Annotated in this window: 17 protein-coding genes, 1 tRNA gene, 2 rRNA genes and 1 riboswitch; of the genes, 14 read left to right on the top strand and 6 right to left on the bottom strand. The window is 42.9% G+C overall.

Annotation, left to right across the window (positions count from 1 at the left end; genetic code table 11):
- The 12 genes from E5A76_RS11845 to E5A76_RS11790 all read left to right on the top strand — a co-directional run.
- Positions 1-2,036, top strand: a 2,036-nt coding sequence (locus E5A76_RS11845; protein ID WP_161119062.1) for a GumC family protein, incomplete at its 5' end; no start/stop codon positions are given.
- Between the two features lie 60 nt (positions 2,037-2,096).
- Entirely contained in the window at positions 2,097-3,335 is a 1,239-nt protein-coding gene (locus E5A76_RS11840; protein WP_053987996.1) for an O-antigen ligase family protein, read from the top strand.
- Positions 3,332-4,288, top strand: a complete 957-nt coding sequence (locus E5A76_RS11835; protein ID WP_107166933.1) for an NAD-dependent epimerase/dehydratase family protein — start codon at positions 3,332-3,334, stop codon at positions 4,286-4,288. Before E5A76_RS11840 ends, E5A76_RS11835 begins: the two co-directional genes overlap by 4 nt.
- An 89-nt stretch (positions 4,289-4,377) precedes the next feature.
- Positions 4,378-5,811: an oligosaccharide flippase family protein gene (locus E5A76_RS11830; protein WP_107166934.1), complete on the top strand. Its 1,434-nt coding sequence runs from the start codon at positions 4,378-4,380 to the stop codon at positions 5,809-5,811.
- A gap of 35 nt (positions 5,812-5,846) precedes the next feature.
- Complete coding sequence (locus E5A76_RS11825; RefSeq protein WP_161119061.1) at positions 5,847-6,830, top strand: glycosyltransferase family 2 protein; 984 nt, start codon at positions 5,847-5,849, stop codon at positions 6,828-6,830.
- Positions 6,823-7,755: a glycosyltransferase family 2 protein gene (locus E5A76_RS11820; protein WP_161119060.1), complete on the top strand. Its 933-nt coding sequence runs from the start codon at positions 6,823-6,825 to the stop codon at positions 7,753-7,755. The genes E5A76_RS11825 and E5A76_RS11820 overlap by 8 nt, the downstream gene beginning before the upstream one ends.
- Positions 7,756-7,783: 28 nt before the next feature.
- Positions 7,784-8,695: a glycosyltransferase gene (locus E5A76_RS11815; RefSeq protein WP_237459093.1), complete on the top strand. Its 912-nt coding sequence runs from the start codon at positions 7,784-7,786 to the stop codon at positions 8,693-8,695.
- 26 nt (positions 8,696-8,721) lie between these two features.
- Positions 8,722-9,648, top strand: a complete 927-nt coding sequence (locus tag E5A76_RS11810; protein ID WP_161119059.1) for a glycosyltransferase family 2 protein — start codon at positions 8,722-8,724, stop codon at positions 9,646-9,648.
- Positions 9,649-9,657: 9 nt separating this feature from the next.
- On the top strand, positions 9,658-10,506 hold the full coding sequence (locus E5A76_RS11805; RefSeq protein WP_161119058.1) for a glycoside hydrolase family 16 protein: 849 nt from the start codon (positions 9,658-9,660) through the stop codon (positions 10,504-10,506).
- 122 nt (positions 10,507-10,628) lie between these two features.
- Positions 10,629-11,501 carry a UTP--glucose-1-phosphate uridylyltransferase GalU gene (gene galU / locus E5A76_RS11800; RefSeq protein WP_161119057.1) on the top strand — a complete coding sequence of 291 codons (873 nt, stop codon included), beginning with the start codon at positions 10,629-10,631 and terminating at the stop codon, positions 11,499-11,501.
- A 129-nt stretch (positions 11,502-11,630) separates the two neighbouring features.
- Complete coding sequence (gene uvrA, locus E5A76_RS11795) at positions 11,631-14,456, top strand: excinuclease ABC subunit UvrA (RefSeq protein WP_161119056.1); 2,826 nt, start codon at positions 11,631-11,633, stop codon at positions 14,454-14,456.
- Between the two features lie 77 nt (positions 14,457-14,533).
- The gene (locus tag E5A76_RS11790; RefSeq protein ID WP_161119055.1) at positions 14,534-16,276 is read left to right on the top strand and encodes a PglL family O-oligosaccharyltransferase; all 1,743 of its coding nucleotides are present in this window, start codon (positions 14,534-14,536) and stop codon (positions 16,274-16,276) included.
- A 53-nt stretch (positions 16,277-16,329) separates the two neighbouring features.
- On the opposite strand, the gene E5A76_RS11785 is transcribed toward E5A76_RS11790, so the two are convergent.
- On the bottom strand, positions 16,330-17,448 hold the full coding sequence (locus E5A76_RS11785; protein ID WP_161119054.1) for a pyridoxal-phosphate-dependent aminotransferase family protein: 1,119 nt from the start codon (positions 17,446-17,448) through the stop codon (positions 16,330-16,332).
- Positions 17,449-17,687: 239 nt separating this feature from the next.
- Positions 17,688-17,871: riboswitch (Lysine riboswitch) on the top strand.
- A gap of 101 nt (positions 17,872-17,972) precedes the next feature.
- Here E5A76_RS11785 and lysC point away from each other — a divergent pair.
- Positions 17,973-19,352: a lysine-sensitive aspartokinase 3 gene (gene lysC / locus E5A76_RS11780; protein ID WP_161119053.1), complete on the top strand. Its 1,380-nt coding sequence runs from the start codon at positions 17,973-17,975 to the stop codon at positions 19,350-19,352.
- Positions 19,353-19,428: 76 nt separating this feature from the next.
- On the opposite strand, the gene metH is transcribed toward lysC, so the two are convergent.
- Complete coding sequence (gene metH, locus E5A76_RS11775; protein WP_161119052.1) at positions 19,429-23,100, bottom strand: methionine synthase; 3,672 nt, start codon at positions 23,098-23,100, stop codon at positions 19,429-19,431.
- Between the two features lie 195 nt (positions 23,101-23,295).
- On the opposite strand from metH, the gene E5A76_RS11770 reads away from it, so the two are divergent.
- A complete protein-coding gene (locus tag E5A76_RS11770) occupies positions 23,296-24,576 on the top strand; it encodes a cation:proton antiporter (RefSeq protein ID WP_161119051.1) in 1,281 nt (426 codons plus the stop codon).
- A 49-nt stretch (positions 24,577-24,625) separates the two neighbouring features.
- Here the strand turns inward: E5A76_RS11770 and metA are convergent, their stop codons facing one another.
- From metA to rrf (E5A76_RS20825), 4 genes are all read right to left on the bottom strand, one after another.
- Entirely contained in the window at positions 24,626-25,567 is a 942-nt protein-coding gene (metA, locus tag E5A76_RS11765) for a homoserine O-acetyltransferase MetA (RefSeq protein WP_161119050.1), read from the bottom strand.
- A gap of 211 nt (positions 25,568-25,778) precedes the next feature.
- Positions 25,779-25,894: ribosomal RNA gene (rrf, locus tag E5A76_RS11760) — 5S ribosomal RNA — on the bottom strand.
- Positions 25,895-25,902: 8 nt separating this feature from the next.
- Positions 25,903-25,978: transfer RNA gene (locus E5A76_RS11755), tRNA-Thr, on the bottom strand.
- A gap of 49 nt (positions 25,979-26,027) precedes the next feature.
- Positions 26,028-26,105, bottom strand: a 5S ribosomal RNA gene (gene rrf, locus E5A76_RS20825); the annotation flags it as partial.

The raw sequence follows: 26,105 nt of genomic DNA, 5'->3' as shown, positions 1-26,105 counted from the left end.
GGATTATCTTAGTTACGGCTATTTTCGCTACGCTGGCTTTTCTAAAATCACCGATCTCGACCAATACCTACTCTGCAACATCGACGTTAATGATCGATGCAACGCCACCTAAGCCGATTTCGCTGCAAAACTTACCGAACTACGATCCCACCCAGAAAGAGTTCTACGCCACACAATATGCATTATTGCGCTCTAACGTAATTGCAGAAAAAGTAATTAAGAGTTTAGATTTAACTAACAACCCTGACTTTATGGGTGTACCTAAATCTAGTCATCCTTCACTAAAATCACGTATTAAGCAGTGGTTGATTGACTTTAAGCAGCCATCAGATGGCGGTGTTGAAGTAGATCAAAGCCTTACTCACACCACACCAGCAGAGCTGAAAGCACTGCAAATTTTCGCTAAAGGCTTACTTATCACACCAATCGATAAAACTCAGTTGGTGATGATCACTTACACCTCAAAAGATCCCTCTTTAGCGGCAAACATTGCTAATGCTGTTGGTCAGGCATATATCAATTACTACATTGATATTAATGAAGAAAGTAATAAAAAAGCCTCTGTTTGGCTGACTTCTCGTTTAACTGAACTAAAAAAACAGTTAAGTGATTCAGAAAAAAAACTGACCGATTACTTAGCCAAAGAGCAACTAGTTAATACCATTGCTGTTGATGAACTGGCTAATAGTGAACTCATCAATTTAACTAACCGTTTAGCGGCGATTACAGATAAACGCGTACAAACAGAATCGCTATACACCACCCTACGTGGTACTCGCCATTTAAGTTACAACCAAATTGATGCCATCAGCGAGATCTCTAACCACCCACAAATCCGCGATATCACCAATGCGGAAACCGATGCTGAAAATGTGGTCGCTGAGCTATCAAAACGCTACGGTCCTAAACACGAAAAAATGCTTGAAGCGGAATCGCAACTAGCCGCTATTCGTGCCCGTAAAGATCGTATGTTGAAGCGCCTCGTTGAGGGCGTGAAAAAAGAACTTGAAAGTAACCAACGTCAAGAACGTGAAATTAAAGAAGAGATCGAAAAGAAAAAAGAACAGTTCCAATCGTTAGCCGTTAAGAAAGTACACTATCAAGCACTACAGCAAGATGTTGATACCAATAAACAGCTATTAAAAGCCTTCTTAGAGCGTCAAAAAGCGACCATTGCAACAGAGAACTACAAAGACTCAATTGCGCACTTTACCGATTACGCATTAAAAGCGTACCCATCTGGTCCAAATATTAAGAAGAATGTATTGATCGCGAGTATCGTTGGCTTAATGCTTTCGTTTTGTGCTCTGTTTGCAATCCAATTTTTTGATACCACGGTCGAATCATCAGAAGAGTTTGAGCGTTATTTCCCGCTGTTCTCATTAGGTAATATTCCATTTATTAAGCGCCTAGCGAAAAAGAAAATACCGATTGATGAAGATGCATTAAATGCTAAAGAAAAACCGATGTTCTTCGAAGGCATTCGCAATGTACGTACCGCGTTAAACCTTGCGATCACAGACGATCAACGCACAATTATGATCACTTCTGCTTTAGCTAAAGAAGGGAAAACAACGCTAGCAACTAACCTTGCCCGCTCCCTTGCACAATCCGAGAAAGTTGCGCTAGTACAGGTTGATTTACATAACCAAGGTACAGCCTTATCTGCCCCTCAAGGCTTAAGTGAGATATTAAAAGGCAAAGCAACGCTTAGCGATGTGATGACAAAATCTAACCAGAATAATTTTGTGATGATCCCAGCCGGTGAGCCTGTTGCCGATCCCCAAGAATTATTGTCATCTCCACGCTTCACTGCACTTTTAGGCGATCTAAAACAGCAGTTTGATAAGGTGATCATTGATACACCAGCGAGCCTGATCACCAGTGATGCATTTATCGTTGCAAAAGCCGCAGACGTGATTTTATTAACCGTTTCGGCAAATAAAACCAAACGTAATGATGTCGAACAAACACTGCATAAATTTAACGCTTATGAGTTAAACATTGATGGTGTTGTGATTAATAAAGTGCTGTAAGGCTTCTTTTTATAAGGTTTAGCCAGTCATCACTCGTGATGGCTGGCTTCAAATAACACTATGCTTGAGATAAAAAAAGATACAGCCATAGGGTTAGTGGCCTCTTTCCTCATTACATCAGCGCTGGTTTGGAATACCTTTCTAGGATCTGCCGCCGCAGCATTATTTTTGCTCGTCGGTGGTGGTGTCGTTATCTTTCACCTCCATCGCACCCTATTAGGCACCCAATATAATTGGATGGTGATGGTGTATCCGGTATTGGCGGTACTCTCGACCTTATGGTCACAATACCCAGCAGATACCTTTCGTGCAGCAATCCAGTTCCTGCTAACCACCATCATTGGTATTGCGGTTGTTTACAACATCAAAAAGGAACACTTTTTCGTTGGTTTGTCTGCCAGTGTCATCATTATTATGGCATTAAGTTTGGTTTCAAATCGTGTTGAAACCAATGGTATGACAGGAGAAACCGTTTTAATCGGCTACCTTGGTAGTAAAAACTTTCTCGCACAAACCGCCTCTATCGGCTTTTTTGTCGGGTTCGGTCTGTTCTATACCTTAGCAAAAACAAAAGTGGAAAAACTGATAGGTATCCTGTCGCTATTATTTTCTATCGCTGTTTTACTAAAAGCCAAATCGTTAGGGGCAACGGTGACCTCCTTTGGCTCTATTTTTCTCTGTTTTTGCTTATATCACTTTTCTCATTCACCACTCACACAACGCGCACAAAAGGCCATACTGAACCTTATTTATTTTCTTGCGATGTGTGTGATTATTTTCGTCTATGTCGTCTTTGGTACACCAGAATTCAATCACTTTATGATTGATATCGGTAAAGATCCAACCCTGACAAGTCGAACGCTGATCTGGGCAGAAGGCGCAAAAGCCATCGCACAGGCTCCCATCTTAGGTGCAGGCTATAACGCCATCTTCCAAATCGGTAACCCTATTGGTGAAGCAGTATGGAAAATCGGTTTAGTTCCACCCGGAGTCGGTTTCAATTTCCACAATATGTTTGTGCATTGGACCGTCCACTTCGGTTATGTCGGACTGATCATTTACCTACTGATACTGGCGCGACTGCTTTATAACATCCGTGTGATCGCTTGCGGACACTTTGAAAAAAGAGATTTTATCCCAGTCGCTTACTTTGTGTTTTTCATTTCAAGAAGCGTGCTAGAAGTAGACTGGTATACCCAATTTACTATCGTGCATGTCATGTATTGTTATTGCTGGATTGAGCTTGAAAGTAGCGCTAAAAAGGCAAAGCAATTAAATAAAAAAGGTACAATTTCATGAAAACAGTGGCTATTTTTGGTGGTTCAGGCTTTATTGCCTCCCATTACATCAAGAAATATATTGCTGAAGGTGTAAAGGTTTATTCGATTGATATTCGTGAGCCAAAAGTGCGTCACGACGAAGTCACTTACATTACTCATGATGTTAGAAACCTCGATGGTTTAGTGATTGATGAGCCGATTGATTGCATCTACAACTTTGCCGCAGTTCACACCACACCGGGACATCCAACCCACGAGTATTACGAAACCAACATTGCGGGTGCTAACTCGGTTTGTCAGTTTGCTGAGCGTAATAACATTAAAGAAATTGTCTTCACTAGTTCAATTTCACCATACGGCCCGGGTGAAGAGCAAAAAGATGAAAACAGCCCATTAACGCCAAATTCTGCGTACGGCTATTCAAAAATGTTAGCAGAGCAAATCCACAAAGCATGGCTTGAGCGCAATAGTGAGCATCAACTAACTATCGTTCGCCCAGCTGTTGTCTTTGGCCCTGGTGAAGGCGGTAACTTTACTCGCCTTGCTGCAATGATGCGTAAAGGTTTCTTTGTCTACCCAGGCCGTAAAGACACCATTAAGGCGTGCATCTATGTGGAAGATTTGATCTTTGCCATTGAAGCAGCACGCGCAACAGAAAATAACTTTGAATTGTTTAACGGTGCTTACCCTGAGCGTTACACCCTAGAGCAAATCATTGAAGCCTTTAAAGCTGAGCATTTCCCAGATGTGAAAGTGTACATGGTGCCAAAATTTGTAGTACTTGGTGCTGCGAAGTTACTGCAAATCGTGAACTTCCTAAACGTAGGTATTCACCCTGATCGTGTAATGAAACTGATCCGCTCAACCAATGTTTACCCTGGCTGGTTAGTTGAAAACCACATCGAACTACCAGGCAACCTACAAACAGCGTTAGCACGTTGGTCTAAAGACACTGACGGTAAATTCGACTAATTACCGCATCAATGCGGCAAGTGTTCTCGCTTGTCGCATTACTTTCCTGAGAGCCTCTCTCTTAGGTATCAACATCAAAGAACATCCCTATGTCTAAGTCATCCATATCCGGTATGTTATGGCTGTTTTCAAGTAAGCTATTTCCGCCGATCATTAACTTCGCTGTATTTACTTATACGGCGAGAATACTGGCTCCAGAAGACTTTGGTTTAGTCGCCTTAGCACTATCCATCATCTACATTATTTCAAGTTTTCTGCCCTCGGGCTGGCAAAGCGCCATCGTTAAATACCAAGAGTTTGGCAAGCGAGAGTTTAGTACCATTTTAGCGTTTCTGACGTTATGCGGCCTCGCTTTTGCACTGATCGCTTGTTTTGTCATTTCCTTAAATCTTTTTAGCTTTCAGTCTCAGGTATTTAATCTCGCTTTCTATTTAATGGCAATAAAAATGCCCTTTGATGCGGCAGGCCATACTCTCACGTTTATGTTAGTCCGTGAGCAAAAATACAAAGCCTTGGGTTATCGCACCATCTTAGGCGCCATGGTTTCAGCCGTTACCATTCTCAGTTTGCTTTATTTTGATTTTAATATCTGGGCATTGGTGTTATCGCAAACCATTATTTCGATTTTCAACTTGGTTGCTGTCTACATTCCGACTCGAAAAATGTTGGGCTGGTCATTTCGCTGGGGCTTAATTAAAGAAACGTGGGAGTTTGGTTTATATAACACCTTAATCACAACCGTTGAGAGTATTTCTACCCACTTTGAATCCTTTGTGATTGGTAGCAACATAGGTAAATACGATTTAGGCTTTTTCAATATTGCCAAACGCTTATCGAATATCATCAACGATATCTTAACTGGCACGTCTTATGACATGTCATTGCCATATTTATCCAACAGCCAAAACGATCAACAAAGTTTGCAACGGGCGATCCGCCAAGCTTTATTCATTACCGGTGCGATCACTTCACCACTGTTTGTGTATGGCTTTATCTATTCTGAGACGATCTTTAATTTCTTGTTCTCTGAAAAATGGATCACTTCAGCAGGTTACTTCCAATTTTTCTGTATCGCATTTTTGTTTATCTCATACAGCATGATCAACAAAACTGCGATCATCGTGACTAACCGATCACGTTTGTGGTTCCGAGTACAAATGATCATTGCGGCTATTTATCTGCCGACATTGTACTTTGCCTCCACCATTAATATTCATGCGGTACTGTGGAGCTTCTTAGGTGTTAATGCGCTGTATTTCTTCACCTCAACCTACTTGGTGACCAGTGAAATTAAAACCTCGTTTTACCGTTATTTAAAAAGTTTATGGCCTATTTACAGTGCATTAGGTATCACCGCATTTGCGGCAATGCATCTACCTTTAATGCCGTTTAATAACGAATTTTTCAATTTGTGCTTTAGCGCCATTCTCTTTTTAAGCTGTTATGTCGTGTTGTTGCTCCTGTTCTCTCGACACTTTTTATCGATTGATTTATCCAATAAAAAAATCACCTTCCGACAGTGATTTCTGCTTTTTAACTAAGACTTAAAGGTAATATTTTGAGCTGTTTAATTATCATTCCTTGTTTAAACGAAGCTGATCATATTGGTGATCTTTTAACGCATTTTTCTCCATCATTAACAGACAACAGTAAACTGATTGTGGTTGATGGTGGCAGCCATGACGGCACTCAAGAAATCGTGGAGCGTTGGTCTGAAAAAGATGATCACATTGTATTGCTTCACAACCCAGATAAGATCCAAAGCGCAGCTATGAACTTAGCCGTGGATCAATTTGGTGATGATTATGAGTACTTCATCCGTATTGATGCCCATGGTCAATACCCAGAAGATTTCATTACCACTTTGCTAAGCGAAGCTGAAAAACACCAAGCGGATTCTGTTGTTGTCAGTATGTACACCGAAGGCCATACGCCTTTTCAAGTATCTGCAGCTATCGCGCAAAACTCCAAACTGGGTAATGGTGGCTCACCACACCGCAACGCACAAAACGATGGTAAGTGGGTTGAGCATGGTCACCATGCATTGATGAAAATCTCTGCTTACCGCGCAGTGGGTGGCTACGATGAAACATTTGTTGCCAATGAAGATGCTGAGCTGGATAAGCGTTTAACCGATGCTGGTTATAAGATTTGGCTAACCGGTCAAACGGACATGACTTACTTTCCTCGTAAAACGCCAGAGTCGCTATTTAAGCAATACTACAACTACGGCAAAGGACGTGCTGCTAACTGTATTAAGCACAACACGATCCCGAAACTGCGCCAGTTGATCCCATTATCTGTTGTACCTGTATTACTTATGGCGTTACTACTTGGTGAATGGCACTTTATCTTCGCACTGCCTGCACTACTATGGATTGCGGCCTGTTTACTCGTAGGTGCTACAGGTAAATCTGAGCAGTTCCCACTCAGTGCTAAGCTTTCAGGGATCCCAGCTATGATCATGCACTTTGGCTGGTCACTAGGCTTTTGTGCAGCCTTGATCTTCCCAGCCTTAAGAAGGAAGCCTGTTCATGATTGATCCTAATGTAATTACGATCGGTTTATGTACTTATCATCGCCAAGAAGTGACAGATACGCTCGATAGCTTGGTGAAGATCGCAATCCCTGATGGTAAGCAAATTCAGATCGTGATCGCCGATAACTCGGTTGAGGCAAATTCAAAAACCTTAATTGAAGATTATGCTGCTCAATCACCATTAGCGATCCACTACCTACATGCACCCGCATCTAATATCTCGATTGCCCGTAATGCCTGCTTAGAATGGGCATTAGATCATAGCCAATATTTGATCTTCCTTGATGACGATGAGTTTGTAGTAGAGAACTGGCTCTGCGCCCATTTAGATACTGCGCAGCGTGAACAAGCAGATGTGGTGATTGGCCCGGTATTGGGTATTTACCCAGAACAAGCACCTGAATGGGTAAAAGCGCTCGACTTACAATCGGTAAAAGAGCCAATCATCGCACCGAGTGGCAAAATTGAAACCGCTAATTCCGGTAATACCTTAATCAACCTTGATTTTATTCGTCAGCACCCACTGCGCTTTGATTTAGAATATGGTCGCTCTGGTGGTGAAGACTCGATTTTCTTTCGTCAGCTAACCATGCAAGGCGGCACTATTGCCTTTTCCGAGCAGGCTGAAGCCTCTGAACATGTACCACTAGCACGCACTGAATATGACTGGCTCTATCAGCGTCGTTTTCGCTGCGGGCAAACCCACGGCAAGATGTTACTACTCGATAATCCAAGCCCCTTCAATCGCTTAAAGCAAATATTGCTTGCTGGTGCTAAAGCGGGGTTCAGTTACATCTATGCGTTGCGCTTCATTAACCAAGAAACCAGCCAAAAGTATTTTTGGAAGTTGCGCGTTGCGCTACACCTTGGTGTGGTGAGTGGTTTATTTGGTAAACAGCATCTAACCCAATACGGTGACAATCACTGATCTGTTCGATTTAATTCGTGGCTAAATTATGAAAAGAGTTCTGCTCACAACCTTAACTACAGGCTCACGTATGGCGACATTCTGCCAATGTATTGAGAGCCTACAGCAGCAAAATATCAACAATACATTTAGCGTTGATATTTTGGTTGTTGAAAATAATCAAACTCACCATCAAGCCGTGGTTGAAGCGATTGCTAATTATCAGCATGCGCCTTTTACCATTCATCATCAGCTTGAAACCACTGCGGGCATTCCTTTCGCGCGTAATAACGCACTACGCTTTGGTCAAGAGCAAGGCTTTGATTATTTAGCCTTTGTAGATGATGACGCGATTGCTGATCCAAACTGGATCCAAACCCTATTTGCCGCCTTACAAAACAATCAGGTTCAAGTGACCACTGGGCCACAATTTCCGATTTATCCCGACAACACAGAAACCTTGTACACCGCAGCCAATGTTTACCATGAACGTAAACTTGCTGATGGTGCCGAGCTTACTTGGGCAGCAACCAATAACGTATTACTTGATCTGAACTTCTTTGCACAAAACCAATTAGCGTTTAATAACAAGCTAATTTTCGGTGGTGAAGATAAGGCATTGTTCCAACAAGTGGGTCGTCATGGTGGCAAGATCTTATGGGTACAAAACGCGATCATTAGTGAGTTCATTAGCCCTGAGCGTCTTAATGTAAAATGGGCGCTCAAGCGTCGTTTCCGTATTGGTGCCACCGAGCTTCAAATTGAATCTTGCATTAATCCACCAGCGAAAAGCTATGCACGCTGTCTATTCAAAGGCTCAGCATATTTAGCCAAAGGCGCACTGATGTTACTGCCAGATGCCTTGCTGCCAAATCGAAGCATTCTCAATTCCTTAGGCGATCTTGTTCATGGCTGTGGCTTCTTCTATGGCTTCTTTGCCAACGTTAAAAGCTACACTTGATCTGAATTATTAAGAGATACCCATACATGGCGAATTCAATTAAAGTTTCCGTGGTCATGGCAGCATGGAACTCAGCTCAATTTATTACTCAAGCCATTGATTCTGTTTTACAACAAACCAATGTAGAGCTTGAAGTGTTAGTGGTCGATGATGCCTCAACCGACAATACGGTTGAAGTGGTCAGCAAACATCCTGATCCTCGAGTTAAAGTGATCACTAGTGAGCAAAATGGTGGGCCGGGCGCGGCGCGAAATATAGGCTTTCAAGCCGCTCAAGGGGAATGGATTGCTGTGGTCGATTCTGACGATGCAATGAAACCAGAACGCCTTGCTACCATGCTAAAAATGGCAGCGGATGATACCGATATCATTATCGATAACTTCTGTGAACAAATGCCTGATGGCAAACAAACCGCAGCAATTTATAACCATGCTGAACTACCTGTAGGTACATTTAGCCTTGCTCATCTCATTGCAACCAATCTAATGTTCAGTGATGTACATTCGACAGGCTATGTTAAACCTCTATTTCGCAATGCGTTTATCAAACAACATCAAGTGCGTTACTGGCCTGAAGTGAAGATTGGCGAAGACTATTATTTCTTAGCTAACTGCTTAGCCTTTGACGCTAAAGCCCAAGTTGTCGATTACTGTGGTTACATTTATACCATCCGTGAAGGATCAATTTCCCGTGTCATTAATATCGAGCATATCGATACTTTACTGAAATATGACACTCAATTAGTTAATAGCTTTAACTTTGATGCTGACGCAACGAAAGCTCAACAATATCGCACTCAAAATATGCATACAGCACGTAAATATTTAGAGATTGTTGCCAAGCTAAAGCACAAAAATCTTTCAGCATTTATCGACATGATTAAATACCCGCAGTCGGCGTTGTTGTTATCGCTACCGGTGAAAAAACGCCTTAATAAAGTGCTTAACAAATAAAGGTCTGTTATGAAAAAAACTCTTCTCGCTAGCGCATTGGTTTTATTTTCTGGATACACCTATGCAGCACAATATGCCACTGCATCTCATACGGTAGATAAACAAGATAAACACCTTATCTGGGCTGATGAATTTAATACAGGAACGCGTCCAAATCCTGATGATTGGACCTACGAAACCAAGTTTGTTCGTAACCAAGAAGATCAGTACTACACCACCAGTAGTAAGAACTCGCGTATTGAAAACGGTAACTTGGTGATTGAAGCGCTGAAAGAAACTGTGCCTAATGCCGATTATGATCCTAAAGGTACTGATTGGCACCAACAGCGCAAATACGCTTATTACACTTCTGCGAGTTTAACTACAGCAGGTAAGCATTCTTGGATACATAAACGTGTAGAAGTGCGTGCGAAATTACCGCAAGGGCGTGGCACATGGCCAGCTATTTGGCTACTGGGTGACAACATTAAAACCGTTGGCTGGCCTGATTGTGGTGAAATCGACATCATGGAATACGTCGGCTACAACCCACACTTTGCTTATTCCACGACCCATAAATCCGATCGTAACCAGACGTTAGGTAACGCAATACCTGGTGTGATCCAGGATGATAGGCTAGAAGATGGCTTTCATACCTATGCGACCGAGTGGGACGATAATGAAGTGCGTTTCTACTACGACGGAAAGTTGTATCACACTCAGCAACGTAACGGTGAAGCCTGGCCATTTAATAAGCCTATGTACTTAATTTTGAACTTGGCTATTGGCGGTGGCTGGGGTGGTCAACAAGGTATTGACGACTCAATCTTCCCACAAAAATTCTTAATTGATTACGTTCGCGTGTATGATTTGAAATAAAACAAATTAAAAAGCCTTTATCTATTAAATAATAAAGGCTTTATTTACTCTTTTTATCCTCTCAATTACGAAATAATAATTACAGATAACGTGATTATTCTGAATCGATATTAGGACACATTATGATTAAAAAATGTCTTTTCCCTGCCGCTGGCTACGGCACACGCTTTTTACCAGCAACCAAATCAATGCCAAAAGAAATGATGCCAGTGGTCAACAAACCACTGATTGAATACGGTGTTGATGAAGCGATCCAAGCAGGTATGAACCGTATTTGTATCGTTACAGGCCGTGGTAAAAACACATTAATGGATCACTTCGATAAGAACTACGAGCTAGAGCATCAAATTAGCGGTACGAATAAAGAAGAATTGCTCGTTGATATTCGTGACATCATTGATTCAGCTTACTTCACTTACATCCGTCAGCGTGAAATGAAAGGCTTAGGTCATGCGATCCTAACGGGCCGTGAGCTTGTAGGTAACGAACCATTTGCAGTAATCCTTGCCGATGATCTTTGTGTAACAGATGAAGAGCAACAAGGTGTACTAGCGCAAATGGCTGAGTTGTATAAGCAATTCCGCTGCTCTATTGTAGCCGTTGAAGAAGTGCCAGCAGAAGAGACCCACAAGTACGGTGTGATTTCAGGTCAAATGCTACGTGATGACTTATTCCGCGTAGATAACATGGTTGAAAAACCAGAGCCAGGTACAGCGCCAAGCAACCTAGCAATCATCGGTCGTTACATTCTAACGCCTGATATCTTCGATATCATTGAACAAACAGAGCCGGGTAAAGGCGGTGAAATCCAAATTACCGATGCACTGATGCAACAAGCACAAACAGGCTGCGTATTAGCTTACAAATTTAAAGGTAAGCGTTTTGACTGTGGTAGCGTTGAAGGCTACATCGATGCAACCAACTACTGCTTTGAGCATGTTTACAACAAAGGTAAACACAAAGAGTTAGCAAAACAGCAAACTGGCAAGAAATAAACACAGAATCCCGCTTAACTGCGGGATTTTTTTTATCCAAATTACTGTGTTTTTAATCAGTATTTTTTGCTCATTATGATCGACTGTGGAATACTAACCGTTCTTATAAATAAAAGAATCATCACTGATATGGATAACATCGAAGTCAGGGGTGCCCGCACCCATAACCTTAAAAATATCAACCTAACGATCCCTCGCGATAAGCTTATCGTTATCACAGGGTTATCAGGCTCGGGAAAATCTTCTCTGGCTTTCGATACCTTGTATGCTGAAGGACAACGTCGTTATGTTGAATCCCTTTCTGCCTACGCCCGTCAGTTTTTATCCTTAATGGAAAAACCTGATGTTGACCATATTGAAGGGCTTTCGCCTGCCATTTCCATCGAGCAGAAGTCCACCTCACACAACCCACGCTCAACCGTCGGTACCATCACAGAGATCTACGACTACCTGCGTTTATTGTATGCACGTGTCGGTGAGCCTCGCTGTCCAACCCATGATATTACGCTTGCGGCACAAACTGTTAGCCAGATGGTCGATCAAGTATTAGCCATGCCTGAAGGCAGTAAGCTGATGCTATTGGCACCTATCATTAAAGAGCGTAAAGGTGAGCACGTTAAGACGCTAGCGAACTTAGCCGCACAAGGTTATATCCGTGCCCGTATTGATGGCGAGGTATGCGATCTTTCCGATCCACCAACGTTAGAGCTTCACAAAAAGCACACTATCGAGGTCGTGGTTGATCGTTTCAAAGTTCGTGACGATCTTCAGATCCGTTTAGCCGAATCATTTGAAACTGCGTTAGAGCTTTCAGGTGGTACTGTAGTGATTGCGCCAATGTCCGGTGAAGAAGGCGAAGAGCAAGTTTTCTCAGCTAACTTTGCCTGTCCGCATTGTGGCTACAGCATGCAAGAGTTAGAGCCTCGCCTGTTCTCATTTAACAACCCAGCGGGTGCCTGTAGCACTTGTGATGGTTTAGGGGTACAACAATACTTCGATCCTGCACGTGTGGTGCAAAACGGTGAACTCAGTTTATCTGGCGGTGCGATCCGTGGCTGGGATAAACGAAATTTCTATTATTTCCAAATGCTCAAATCCTTATCCGAGCATTACAAATTCGATGTTGAAGCGCCTTTTGATTCGCTGCCGAAGAAAGTCAAAGAGGTGATTTTGAACGGCTCGGGTACTACCGATATCGAATTTAAATACATCAACGATCGTGGTGATATTACGGTAAGACGCCATCCATTTGAGGGGATCCTCAATAATATGGAACGTCGTTACCGTGAAACTGAATCAAACTCAGTACGTGAAGAATTATCCAAGTTTGTTTCCACTAAGCCTTGTTCAAGCTGTCATGGTTCACGCCTACGTCAAGAAGCTCGCCATGTGTTTATCGGTGAGACTAACTTGCCACAAATCTGTGAAATGAGTATTAGCAGCGCACACCAATTCTTTGATGAGTTAACCTTAACCGGTCAACGTGCGCAAATTGCCGAGAAGATCTTAAAAGAGATCAACGAGCGTTTAAGTTTCTTAATCAATGTCGGCTTAAACTACCTAAGTCTGTCTCGTAGCGCAGATACCTTATCTGGTGGTGAAGCACAGCGTATTCGTCTTGCTAGCCAAATCGGTGCTGGGCTTGTAGGCGTCATGTACGTATTAGATGAGCCATCCATTGGTCTCCACCAGCGTGATAACGAACGATTACTCAACACACTTATCCATCTGCGTGATCTAGGTAATACCGTGATTGTGGTCGAGCACGATGAAGATGCTATTCGTGCCGCAGATTATGTGATTGATATTGGCCCAGGTGCGGGTGTTCACGGTGGTAATATCATCGCCCAAGGCAGTGTCAAAGATATCTTAAAATCAAAAGAATCATTAACTGGCCAATACCTCAGCGGGAAAAAAGCGATTGAAATCCCCGCTGAGCGCACACCGTTTGATCCTGAAAAAACAGTTAAACTATTAGGTGCTACGGGTAACAACCTAAAAGATGTCAATGTTGAAATCCCTGTTGGTTTGTTTACTTGTATTACCGGTGTTTCTGGCTCAGGCAAATCAACACTGATTAACGATACGTTCTTTGAAATCGCCCATCACAAATTAAATGGCGCAACGACTGGGACCCCAGCACCGTACCGTGAGATCCAAGATCTAGAGCATTTTGATAAAGTTATCGACATAAACCAAAGCCCAATAGGTCGTACCCCGCGTTCAAATCCAGCGACTTATACGGGGATTTTCACCCCAATCCGTGAGCTATTCTCTGGTACTCAAGAAGCACGTTCTCGCGGCTATAAACCAGGGCGATTTAGCTTTAACGTTCGTGGTGGTCGCTGTGAAGCATGCCAAGGTGATGGTGTTATTAAGGTTGAAATGCATTTCTTACCTGATGTTTATGTGCCTTGTGATGCTTGTAAAGGGAAGCGCTATAACCGCGAAACGCTAGAGATCCGCTATAAAGGTAAAACCATTGACGAAGTGTTAGAGCTCACGGTGGAAGATGCTCGAGAATTCTTTGATCCGGTTCCCGCTATTGCAAGAAAGTTACAAACCTTAATGGATGTTGGTTTATCGTATATTCGTTTAGGTCAAGCAGCGACAACATTATCTGGCGGTGAAGCACAGCGTGTGAAACTAGCTAAAGAATTATCGAAACGTGATACCGGAAAGACACTTTATATTCTTGATGAACCAACCACAGGTTTACACTTCCACGACATTCAGCAGTTACTAACGGTACTGCATAAACTGCGTGATAAAGGTAATACCATTGTGGTGATCGAACATAACTTAGATGTAATTAAAACCGCAGATTGGATCATCGATCTTGGTCCTGAAGGCGGTAGTGGTGGTGGTGAAATTATCGCAACAGGCACCCCAGAAGCTGTGGCTAAAGTGAAGGGCTCACACACAGCAAGGTTCCTTAAACCGCTGCTAGGTTAGACTATGAAAACACGTTAATATATTAAAACAGGCTGATATTGATCAGCCTGTTTGCTTATTCATACTCAGGAACAACCATGACAGTGTTACAACTCGAAGGCACCAGACTCGAGCAGAAACGGATTTCAAAACCCTTAGTACGCTATTTTCTTGCGACAATTGGGATCATCTTTATTGTTGCAATGCACTATTTCCAACATAATCCAGGCGGCTCAGGGCTTGAACTCTCATTTAACGCTGCAGTTTGGATCCCTTTTAGCTTCGCTATCTCTTTTGGCTTACTTGAAATTTGTCGCCAACAAATCTGGCGTTATTCTCGTCTGACACTTTTGCTATTTGCTTGCTGTGTACTGCTGACTCTCCCTGTTTTTTATCCTAATGCCGATGCTGGTGCAGCGTTTAATCGCTTGTTTACCTTGTGGGCTGGATTTCTGTTTTTTGTCAGCTTGCAACAGTTCGTGTTCACTCACCAACAGCGCCAACGTTTGTTGTGGTTTATTTTACTCGGTGTACTGATTGAAGCGGTGTTTGCGTGGTATCAATACCTTTGGATCCCAGCAAAGAATCCTATCGGCTACGACACTATCGCTAACCGCCCTTATGGTATTTTTCAACAACCGAATGTGATGGCGAGCTTTCTTGCGACAGGTTTAGTGATTGGCACTTACCTGTTAGCTCGTATTCCGCTCTATCGTGGTAAATGGTCATGGCTACATGTCATATTACTCATAACCCCAGTCCTCACTATTCCGATGTTAGTGGTGTTGAACTCTCGTACCGGCTGGTTAGGTGCAATTATTGGTGTAGCACTGATGCTGCCGTATTTACGTCGCTTTGCAGCTAAACAAGTACAACGCTTATGGTTATTGATGATTGCATTAAGCTTGAGCCTTGCTTGGAATATCGCCTCAATAGAGCATTGGTCACCTAAAGCCAACAGCGTGACAGTTGAAGGAGATGGTCGAGGTGTTATATATCCTCAAGCCTATGAGATGTTTACCACTAAACCTCTCACTGGTTATGGCTATGGAAAGTTTGAAGCAGCTTACATCACGCAAACTGCGCTGTGGCACAATGAAGATCCAGCACAACACGCTGGTATTCCGAGCTTAGATCACCCACATAACGAATTACTTTTCTGGGCTGATGAAGGCGGTATTGTGCCACTTATTGGCTTATTGCTTGCAGCATTTGCGGTAATGGTAAAAATAAGAAAAGCGCCTAATGGCACCCAGTTAGCCTTAATAGGATTATTTTTCCCTATCGTATTGCACACACAATTAGAGTACCCGTTCTACCACGCTTTAGTTCATTGGCTGAGCTTTATCATCCTAATTTTTTGGGTTGATAACCTCACAGCGAAATACCATAAACGCTCCCTACAGTACGTATTAGGATTAAAAGTTTTCGCGCTGATCACCCCTATTTTCATTTCAAGCTTTATGGTGACAACACTGTATTCTGGCTGGCAGCTCACCAAGTTTGAAACCACTCGACCTGTAAACATCGACTATCTACTTAAAGTGAATAACCCATGGTCGTGGAAAAACCGTTTTGATTGGGACTTACAGCTTACCCAACTGCAACTTGGTATTGGTAGCGATAAACCAGCGCTGATTGAAGACTATATTCAATGGGCGACAGAGAAAGCCAAAACATGGCCGCGACCAGCACTGTATCAAAACCTGATCCTTGCTTACGATGCCCTCGGCAACAAAGAGCAAGCATCACAAATTAGAGATGAAGCGCTGTTCTTATTCCCTGATTTAGATTTTGAGCAGCAAAACAGCCAAGCAAACGCAACGTCTACAGCGAAATAACCATAAAAAATGGCTACCCACTCGGTAGCCATTTTTATTTACTCATCAATTAATTATTTCAATGTGGTTTCTAGCGCTTTTAAGCACAGCGCAACATTTTCACTTCTTGCACCATAACCCATCAAACCGATACGCCAGGCTTTTCCTGCCAACGCACCTAATCCTGCACCGATTTCTAAGTTGTAGCGTTGCAACAATTCATTACGAACCTCAGCATCATCAACACCATCAGGAATATAAACTGCATTGAGTTGTGGTAAGCGTGACGCTTCTTCTACCACAAATTGGATACCTAACTTTTCAAGTCCAGCTTTAAGCTCTTCATGGGCATTACGATGACGCTGCCACGCATTTTCTAAGCCTTCATTATGCAGCAGTACTAACGCTTCATGCAGTGCATATAGACTATTTACAGGCGCGGTATGGTGATAACTGCGTTTGCCCTCACCGCTCCAATAACCTAATACCAAGCTTTGATCTAAAAACCAGCTTTGCACTTTGGTTTTACGTTGCTGGATTTTATCAATTGCTTTTTGGGAAAACGTTAATGGCGATAAACCCGGCGTACAAGACAAACACTTTTGACTACCAGAATAAACCGCATCTAATTGCCATTCATCCACCAGCAATGGCACACCACCGAGAGACGTCACCGCATCAACGATGGTTAAACAATCATATTTACGGGCAATCTCTGCCAGTGTTTTTGCATCACTTAATGCGCCAGTTGAGGTTTCCGCATGAACAAACGCCACAATATTAATGTCAGGATTATCTTGTAATGCTTGCTCAACAAGATCGGGAGATACTGGCGTCCCCCATTCATTATCAACCACAACTGCTATACCACCACAGCGCTCGACATTTTCACGCATACGCTCGCCAAAAACACCGTTACGGCACACTAATACCTTATCGCCTGGCTCAACGAGATTAACAAAACACGCTTCCATCCCTGCACTTCCCGGGGCTGAAACCGCAATGGTAAATGGGTTTTTGGTTTGAAATGCGTATTGCAGCAGCTGTTTTAACTCATCCATCATCCCAATAAACAAAGGGTCTAAATGCCCTATCGTTGGGCGACTGAGTGCTTGTAATACTTGCGGGTAAATATCCGATGGCCCCGGCCCCATCAGTGTTCTATGTGGCGGAATAAAACTGGTAATTGTCATTATTTTGCTCCGTAAAGTCATAGTCCCTATAGATATTTTTGTATGGAACGGGTTGCTATCGTTTTAAGAGTATTAGAGCCCTTTCATTGACGCAAGAGTCGATGTCGCATCCCTTACGCATAGTCACTTAATTTTAAATGTAAATTATTTGTCATATAACATTTGACAAAAGGGTTACAAATCTTATTCAATGAGATGATAATTTATTCAAGCTTTTATGTGCTTGTATAGGATTACAGCAATACGGAAGAGGAGCGTTACCTAGGTATCATAATGACAGGGCCCCACCCTATAGCCATTATGAGAGGGAGAGTAACGCCGAGGTATGACTTATTCGGGGATAAGTTATATCGGCTATGAAGGTTGAATCCTTCTAGCTGTCACCACGCTCAACAATGAATGTGGTGGGGAGCTTCTGGGTAAGTGCACTTAATTCACTTCTCACGCTCTCCTGACAGGATGTCGGGAATACTCCCAGACAAATAGCCTACCTTATGATTTGTTTATGATTCAGGGAGAATATAATGGACTACTCTACAGCAAATTCAGCACCGCCATCATCAATCACTGTTGCCAAATTTGGCGGCACTAGCGTTGCAGATTTCACCGCAATGAGTCGCAGTGCGGCCATTGTTACCGCAAATCCAGCAACAAAAATTGTTCTGATCAGTGCCTGCTCTGGCGTAACAAACCTTTTAGTTGAACTCGCTAATGGTGTCAGTAATGCTGATGAGCGTCAGCAACGATTACAGCAACTGACACACACACACCAAGCCGTATTAGATCAACTTAAGCAACCATCAAGTATTCAAGATGCGATTTACAGCCTACTTGATAACGTAGCAACACTTGCTGAACAAGCCGCTGTTGCAACATCTGCACAATTAACCGATCAAATCGTGAGCCACGGTGAGCTGCTTTCAACCTACCTTTTCACGCAAATTTTAGTTGAGCTAAACGCGCCAGCTGTACGTGTCGATATCCGTCCAATTATGCGTACCGATGATCAATTTGGAAAAGCAGTACCTCAGCCAGAGCAAATTAAACAACTGGCGGAAACACAATTATTACCATTGCTTGAAAATAGTATTGTCGTTTCACAAGGCTTTATCGGCTCAAATAGCCAAGGGATCACGACAACTTTAGGTCGTGGTGGGAGTGACTATAGTGCCGCATTAATTGCAGAAGCCGTCAGTGCATCCACCCTTGAGATCTGGACTGACGTACCGGGAATGTACACCACAGATCCTCGTATCACGCCAGCGGCACAACCTATTAAAGAGATCAGCTTTAGTGAAGCCTCTGAAATGGCCAATTTTGGTGCTAAGATCCTTCATCCATCAACCTTAGTGCCTGCTATTCGCCAGCAGATCCCTGTCTTTGTCGGCTCATCAAAAGCACCAGAGCAAGGTGGTACATGGATCCGCAAATCGGTAGAAGATGCACCACTATTTCGAGCATTAGCGCTACGTGCTAACCAAACCATGGTGACACTCACCAGCCTGAATATGTTCCATGCTTACGGTTTCTTAGCCGAAGTATTCCGCATTCTCGCTGAACACAAAATCTCAGTTGATTTGATCACCACATCTGAGGTCAGTGTGTCACTCACCCTAGATCAAACCGATACGGGTGGCGGTGCGCCAACACTTCCACTTAAAGCTGTTGAAGAGCTAAGCCAATTATGTCGTGTCGAAGTTGAGCAAGGTTTATCACTGGTTGCACTCATTGGTAACCAAATGAGTGATACTAAAGGCTCCGCAAAAGATATCTTTGGTGCATTAGAAGATCATAACCTTCGTATGATTTGTTACGGCGCAAGTCCACACAATTTGTGTTTCTTAATCAATGAAGATGAAGCAAAAGACGTCGTTCGTACATTGCACGCCTCTTTACTGGAATAACCCATTCCAAACACACAAATATTAAATAAACAAAAAGGCGCATTGAGCGCCTTTTTTATTCATCTTTATTTAGGTATTACAGATTTGGCCCAAGCCATTTTTCAGCTTCGATCAAATCCCAGCCTTTACGATCAGCATAACTTTCAAGCTGATCTTGTTGGATCTGCGCCACCGCAAAGTAACGTGAATCAGGATGAGAGAAATACCAGCCTGATACGGAAGCACCTGGGTACATGGCATAACTGGTGGTTAATGACATGCCAATATTCTCTTCCACCTTCATCAGCTCCCACAAAGGTCCTTTTTCAGTATGCTCAGGGCAAGCAGGGTAACCCGGTGCAGGTCGAATACCTTGGTACTTCTCACGGATCAAATCTTCATTTGATAAGTTTTCATCCGCTGCATACCCCCAAATATCTTTACGCACTCGCTCATGAAGGTATTCAGCGAACGCTTCTGCTAAACGGTCGGCAACGGCTTGGATCATGATCGCATTATAGTCATCCCCCTGCGCTTTATACTCATCAGCCAACTCACGCTCACCAATACCACCAGTAACCGCAAAGGCGCCAATCCAATCGAGTTTGCCCGATCCTTTTGGCGCAATATAATCGGAAATACAGTAGTTAAAGCCTTTAGGTTTCTCTGTTTGCTGACGCAAGTTATGTAGCACTGTTGCAACTTCGGTACGTGATTCATCAGTATACACTTCGATATCATCCCCAACACTTGCAGCTGGGAACAAACCACACATACCACGCGCTTTTAATAAGCCTTCGTTCTCAACACGATCAAGCAATTCATTAGCATCAGCAAATAAACGTTTCGCTTCTTCGCCCACTTCTTCATGTTCAAAGATCTTCGGATATTTTCCTACTAACGACCATGTCATAAAGAATGGCGTCCAATCTATATAATTACGTAGTGTTGCAATATCAAAGTCATCGAAAACATGAATACCCGGTTTAACTGGCACTGGAGGTGTATACGCATCCCAATCAATCGCCACTTTATTAGCACGTGCTTTTTCTAAAGTAACAGGCTTTGTACGTGGACGCTTACGCGCATGCTGTTCACGTACAATGTCATAATCAGCTTGCAGCTTTTCAACAAACCCCGGTTTCAATGTTTCCGATAGCAATGAAGAACACACACCTACCGCACGTGATGCGTTATTTACGTATACCACGGGCTGATTGTAGTTCTGCTCAATTTTCACTGCTGTGTGTGCTTTAGAGGTGGTAGCACCACCAATCAATAATGGTAGCTCAAAGCCTAAACGCTCCATCTCTTTGGCAACATGCACCATTTCATCCAGTGATGGGGTAATGAGACCCGATAGACCGATAATGTCGACGTTTTCTTCTTTGGCAACTTTTAAGATCTTTTCACAAGGTACCATGACACCAAGATCGATGATCTCGTAGTTATTACACTGCAATACCACGCCAACAATGTTCTTACCAATATCGTGAACATCGCCTTTTACTGTTGCCAATAAGATCTTCCCGTTCGATGAGCCAGCTTGTTTTTCAGCATTAATAAAAGGTTCTAAATGGGCTACGGCTTGTTTCATTACACGGGCTGATTTCACCACCTGTGGCAAGAACATCTTCCCTTCGCCAAACAGATCACCGACCACGTTCATGCCATCCATTAAAGGGCCTTCGATCACCTCTAACGGTTTAGTCGCATTTACACGAGCTTCTTCTGTATCTTGAACAATAAACTCAGTGATCCCTTTAACAAGCGCATGTTCTAAACGCTTTTCTACCGCCCACGTTCGCCACTCAAGCGCAGATGCATCTTCTTCTTTGCCTACACCTTTATCTGCATATTCAGCAGCAATATCTAACAGGCGCTCTGTTCCATCATTACGACGGTTAAGCACCACATCTTCTACCGCTTCTCGCAACTTATCTGGAACGTTATCGTAGATCTCAAGCTGGCCTGCGTTAACGATCCCCATATCCATGCCGTTTTTGAAACAGTGATAAAGGAACACAGCGTGAATAGCTTCACGGACATAGTTATTGCCACGGAAGGAGAAAGAAACATTAGATACGCCACCCGAAATCATCGCATACGGCAGCTCTCGTTTAATATCAGCAACGGCTTCAATGAAATCCACCGCATAGTTATTGTGCTCTTCAATACCTGTAGCTACAGCGAAAATATTCGGATCGAAAATAATGTCTTCTGGTGGGAAACCAACTTCATCTACTAAGATACGATAGGCTTTGGTACAAATTTCCAGTTTACGTTCACGGGTTTCAGCCTGACCGACTTCATCAAACGCCATCACGATAACCGCAGCACCATAACGACGGATCAATTTCGCCTGCTCAACAAATTTCTCTTTGCCTTCTTTAAGCGAAATTGAGTTAACAATGCCTTTACCTTGAATGCATTTAAGGCCTGCCTCAATCACTTCCCACTTAGAAGAATCGACCATGATTGGCACTTTGGAAATTTCTGGCTCAGACGCACACAGATTTAAAAATCGTACCATGCACGCTTCGGCATCAAGCATGCCTTCATCCATATTAATATCGATGATTTGAGCACCATTCTCGACTTGCTGGCGTGCAACATCTAATGCTTCGTCATATAGCTCTTCTTTAATCAAACGCTTAAAACGCGCAGAGCCCGTGACGTTAGTACGCTCACCAACGTTTATAAAGAGACTTTCTTTTTCAATGGTTAATGGCTCTAACCCAGATAAACGACACGCTACATTGATATCAGGTAAGGCACGTGGTTTTACATTTTCAACCGCTTGCGCCATTTGGCGAATATGCTCAGGCGTCGTACCACAACAACCACCAATCAAATTTAAAAAGCCGCTTTCAGCCCACTCTTTAACGTGTTCTGCCATCTCTTCAGGAGAAAGATCATATTCACCAAACGCATTTGGTAAACCCGCATTTGGGTGAGCTGAAACATAGGTTTCAGAAATACGAGAAAGCTCTTCAACATAAGGACGAAGCTCATCAGGGCCAAGCGCACAGTTCAAGCCAAAGGAAATCGGTCTTACATGTCGTAATGAGTTATAGAAAGCTTCGGTTGTTTGCCCTGAAAGGGTGCGTCCGGATGCATCAGTGATAGTGCCTGAAATCATGACTGGTAACGTCACGCCCATTTCTTCAAACACATAGTCAACAGCAAATGCACACGCCTTAGCGTTCAATGTATCAAAGATAGTTTCAATCAAAATCAGATCCGAGCCGCCCTTAATAAGCGCACGGGTTGATTCAGAATAGGCTTCAACAAGCTCGTCAAAAGAGACATTACGATAACCAGGATCGTTAACATCAGGCGAGATAGAACAAGTACGGTTGGTTGGACCTAACACACCGGCAACATAACGCGGTTTATCAGGTGTTTTTGCTGTCCATTCATCAGCAGCAGCACGAGCAAGACGCGCGGCTTCAAAGTTGATTTCAGCACTCAACGATTCCATGTCGTAATCCGCCATGGCAATGGTTGTTGCATTAAAGGTGTTGGTTTCTAAAATATCCGCCCCAGCTTCAAGGTAGGAAAGGTGAATATCTTTAATAAGTTGAGGCTGAGTTAAAACCAGAAGATCATTATTGCCTTTCAGATCAGAGTGCCAATCAGCAAAGCGCTGACCGCGATAATCCTCTTCTTCAAGTTTATAACCTTGGATCATGGTGCCCATGCCACCATCGATGATCAATATTTGCTGCTCTAACCGCTTATGCAGTAATTCCTTGCTGTTTAACACTACACTACATCCTTATAATCCATTACAGCTTTGTAACATCCTACCACACTTCAATTCGTGATAAAGAAAGCTAAAGATAATTTCGACAACAAAAGCATTTCAAAATAAAACAAATTATCAGTAGCCATTCACTAGCGATGGTTTTACTATTTCGTCACAAATTTCCTAACAACTTAACCAATCTAGAGGTCACGCATGTCGGTCTATAGCACGCTCTGCTTTCTGGCTGCAGCAGCAATGCTTATTGCTTTTGTAAACAGTAAAATAGGTAAAATGCAAACCACCATAGCCATCACAGCAGGCTCATTGATCCTGTCACTGTTGATCATCATTGCCGGTCACAATGGTTGGTTCCACCTTGAAGATATTGCTGCTACACAAATCAGCAAAATCAACTTCGAAGATTTCCTACTAAAAGGTATTTTAGGCTTTCTACTTTTTGCAGGCGGGTTAGGTATTAAACTCCCTCACTTAGAAGATCAGAAATGGGAAATCACTGTTTTAGCACTGGGTGCCACGCTTTTCTCAACCTTCTTTATTGGTTTCAGTTTATGGGGAATTTGTCAGTTAATCGGCATTCAGCTTGATCTGATCTACTGTTTACTCTTCGGTGCTTTAATTTCACCAACCGACCCAATAGCGGTATTAGCCATCGTTAAGAAAATGAATGCGCCTCGCCGTATTTCCACTCAAATCGAGGGCGAGTCTTTATTTAATGACGGCTTTGGCTTAGTCATCTTCGTCACTATGTTTACCATTGCTTTTGGTGATACTGCACCAACTGTAATGGGTGTCACTCAGCTATTCCTCCAAGAAGCAATTGGCGGCATTGCCTACGGTTTCATTCTTGGCCTTATTTTCCACTACCTTATTAGCTCAACCAACGATCACTCAATGGAGCTACTACTCACCATAGGTATTCCAAGTGCTGGTTATGCTTTTGCAGAAGTTATCCATGTATCAGGTCCATTAGCAATGGTGGTATCGGGTATCATGATCGGTAACTGGACTCGCTACATTGGTTTTTCCAAAGAAAGTGAAGAGCACCTCGATCACTTCTGGGAATTAGTTGATGAGTTCTTAAATGGTGTGTTGTTCCTATTGATCGGTATGACCATGCTTGACTTCAGCTTCCACCAAGAAGACTGGGTTCTAATGGCAATTGCCATTCCACTTGTTCTAGTTAGCCGTTACTTAAGTATTCAGCTCCCTTACGTAGGCTTTAGCCGTTACCGTCAATACAACCCAATGTCAGTGAAAATCCTAACATGGGGTGGCTTACGCGGCGGCTTAGCCCTAGCGATGGCGATGGCTATTCCAGCTGGGGTTATGGTGATCCCAGAAAAAGGCATTGATGTACGCGAGATCATCCTAGTAATGACTTATGCTGTAGTGGTGTTCTCTATTCTTATCCAAGGTTCCACTATTACACCACTGATTGAAAAAGCCAAAGTATGGGAACTACAGAATAAGTAACTCATTCGTACCGAGACAAAAAAGCCTGCATATCACGCAGGCTTTTTTATTATTCATCTTTAGTGAAACTATCTTCGGAGAAGTGCTCCAAATCATATGGCGTTTGCTGGTAAACACAATAATTCAACCAATTACTAAAGAGTAAATGTCCATGACTGCGCCAACTGGCAATCGGCGGATTTGATGGCTCATTATCAGGGTAATAATTTACAGGAACAGCAGGCTCCATACCTTGCTCTGTATCACGCACAAATTCATTATGTAGCGTATCTACATCATACTCAGGATGACCTGTCACAAACACATTACGCTTATCTTTCGTTGCCGCTAAATACACCCCAGCAACCTCTGAAGTCGCTAGAATATCCAGATCCGTATGCTGAGTTAAATACTCTGGAGAAAAATCGGCATAACGAGAGTGAGGGGCAAAAAATGTATCATCAAAACCACGCAAGATAGGGTGATGATTATCATGAATGCGATGTTGATAAACCCCCGAAAGCTTCTCTTTTCGAGTCCGTTTAGGCAAATCATACAACAGCTTTAAACCTGCTTGTGCCGCCCAACAAACGAACATCGTTGATGTCACATGCTCCCTCGCCCAATTCATGATGATTTGAATTTCTTCCCAATACAAAACATCTTCAAATTGCACTAAACCAAGCGGGGCGCCTGTCACAATCAAGCCATCAAAGTTACGATTTTTTACCATTTCAAACTGACGGTAAAAAGTGTCTAAATGCTCTTTCGGCGTATTCTTTGTTGGTCGATTATCAATACGCAGTAACTCAACATCCACTTGCAGCGGACTATTGGATAATAAACGTAGAAATTGTGTTTCCGTCTCAATTTTCTTTGGCATTAAATTCAACAATAACACCTTCAATGGACGGATCCCCTGACTCGCAGCACGCTTCTCTGTCATCACAAAGATATTTTCACTACGCAGAATATCAGTAGCAGGTAAGCGATCAGGTATTTTTATTGGCATCTTTGTTGACTCCTTTCCACATAAGATGTTTAGCCATCTAAACTTCCATTCAAGTTATAGAAAAAATCAGATGGACGCAAGTTCATAACGAAAGAATAACAGAGTCAATAAGCGAATAAAGAAAGAACAAAAAACTAAAGAAGTAATTACAGATAGGAAACTAGTAGCTGGAAACGAAAAAACCCAGCCTATGGCTGAGTTTTAGAAAGAGATTTAGCGATGTCCTACTCTCACATGGGGAGGCCCCACACTACCATCGGCGCTACAACGTTTCACTTCTGAGTTCGGCATGGGATCAGGTGGGACCGCTGTGCTATGGTCGCTAAACAAATTAATGGTGCTAGTACCCAGATTTGAACTGGGGACCTCACCCTTACCAAGGGTGCGCTCTACCAACTGAGCCATACCAGCACACAAAGCTTTTATGAACTTGCTTTAAAAGCAAATTCTAAAATTTAAAACCTGGCGATGTCCTACTCTCACATGGGGAGGCCCCACACTACCATCGGCGCTATTACGTTTCACTACTGAGTTCGGC

The sequence above is a fragment of the Photobacterium lucens genome (genome assembly GCF_009873615.1).
Classification (GTDB): Bacteria; Pseudomonadota; Gammaproteobacteria; order Enterobacterales; family Vibrionaceae; genus Photobacterium; species Photobacterium lucens.
This window is presented reverse-complemented; position numbering and strand designations above follow the sequence as displayed.

What these genes read in the sequence shown, in the direction of transcription:
- E5A76_RS11840 (WP_053987996.1), top strand. Translation starts at nt 2,097, where the DNA reads ATGCTTGAGATAAAAAAAGATACAGCCATAGGGTTAGTGGCCTCTTTC.
- E5A76_RS11835 (WP_107166933.1), top strand. Translation starts at nt 3,332, where the DNA reads ATGAAAACAGTGGCTATTTTTGGTGGTTCAGGCTTTATTGCCTCCCAT.
- E5A76_RS11830 (WP_107166934.1), top strand. Translation starts at nt 4,378, where the DNA reads ATGTCTAAGTCATCCATATCCGGTATGTTATGGCTGTTTTCAAGTAAG.
- E5A76_RS11820 (WP_161119060.1), top strand. Translation starts at nt 6,823, where the DNA reads ATGATTGATCCTAATGTAATTACGATCGGTTTATGTACTTATCATCGC.
- E5A76_RS11815 (WP_237459093.1), top strand. Translation starts at nt 7,784, where the DNA reads ATGAAAAGAGTTCTGCTCACAACCTTAACTACAGGCTCACGTATGGCG.
- E5A76_RS11810 (WP_161119059.1), top strand. Translation starts at nt 8,722, where the DNA reads ATGGCGAATTCAATTAAAGTTTCCGTGGTCATGGCAGCATGGAACTCA.
- E5A76_RS11805 (WP_161119058.1), top strand. Translation starts at nt 9,658, where the DNA reads ATGAAAAAAACTCTTCTCGCTAGCGCATTGGTTTTATTTTCTGGATAC.
- galU (WP_161119057.1), top strand. Translation starts at nt 10,629, where the DNA reads ATGATTAAAAAATGTCTTTTCCCTGCCGCTGGCTACGGCACACGCTTT.
- uvrA (WP_161119056.1), top strand. Translation starts at nt 11,631, where the DNA reads ATGGATAACATCGAAGTCAGGGGTGCCCGCACCCATAACCTTAAAAAT.
- E5A76_RS11790 (WP_161119055.1), top strand. Translation starts at nt 14,534, where the DNA reads ATGACAGTGTTACAACTCGAAGGCACCAGACTCGAGCAGAAACGGATT.
- E5A76_RS11785 (WP_161119054.1), bottom strand. Translation starts at nt 17,448, where the DNA reads ATGACAATTACCAGTTTTATTCCGCCACATAGAACACTGATGGGGCCG.
- lysC (WP_161119053.1), top strand. Translation starts at nt 17,973, where the DNA reads ATGGACTACTCTACAGCAAATTCAGCACCGCCATCATCAATCACTGTT.
- E5A76_RS11770 (WP_161119051.1), top strand. Translation starts at nt 23,296, where the DNA reads ATGTCGGTCTATAGCACGCTCTGCTTTCTGGCTGCAGCAGCAATGCTT.
- metA (WP_161119050.1), bottom strand. Translation starts at nt 25,567, where the DNA reads ATGCCAATAAAAATACCTGATCGCTTACCTGCTACTGATATTCTGCGT.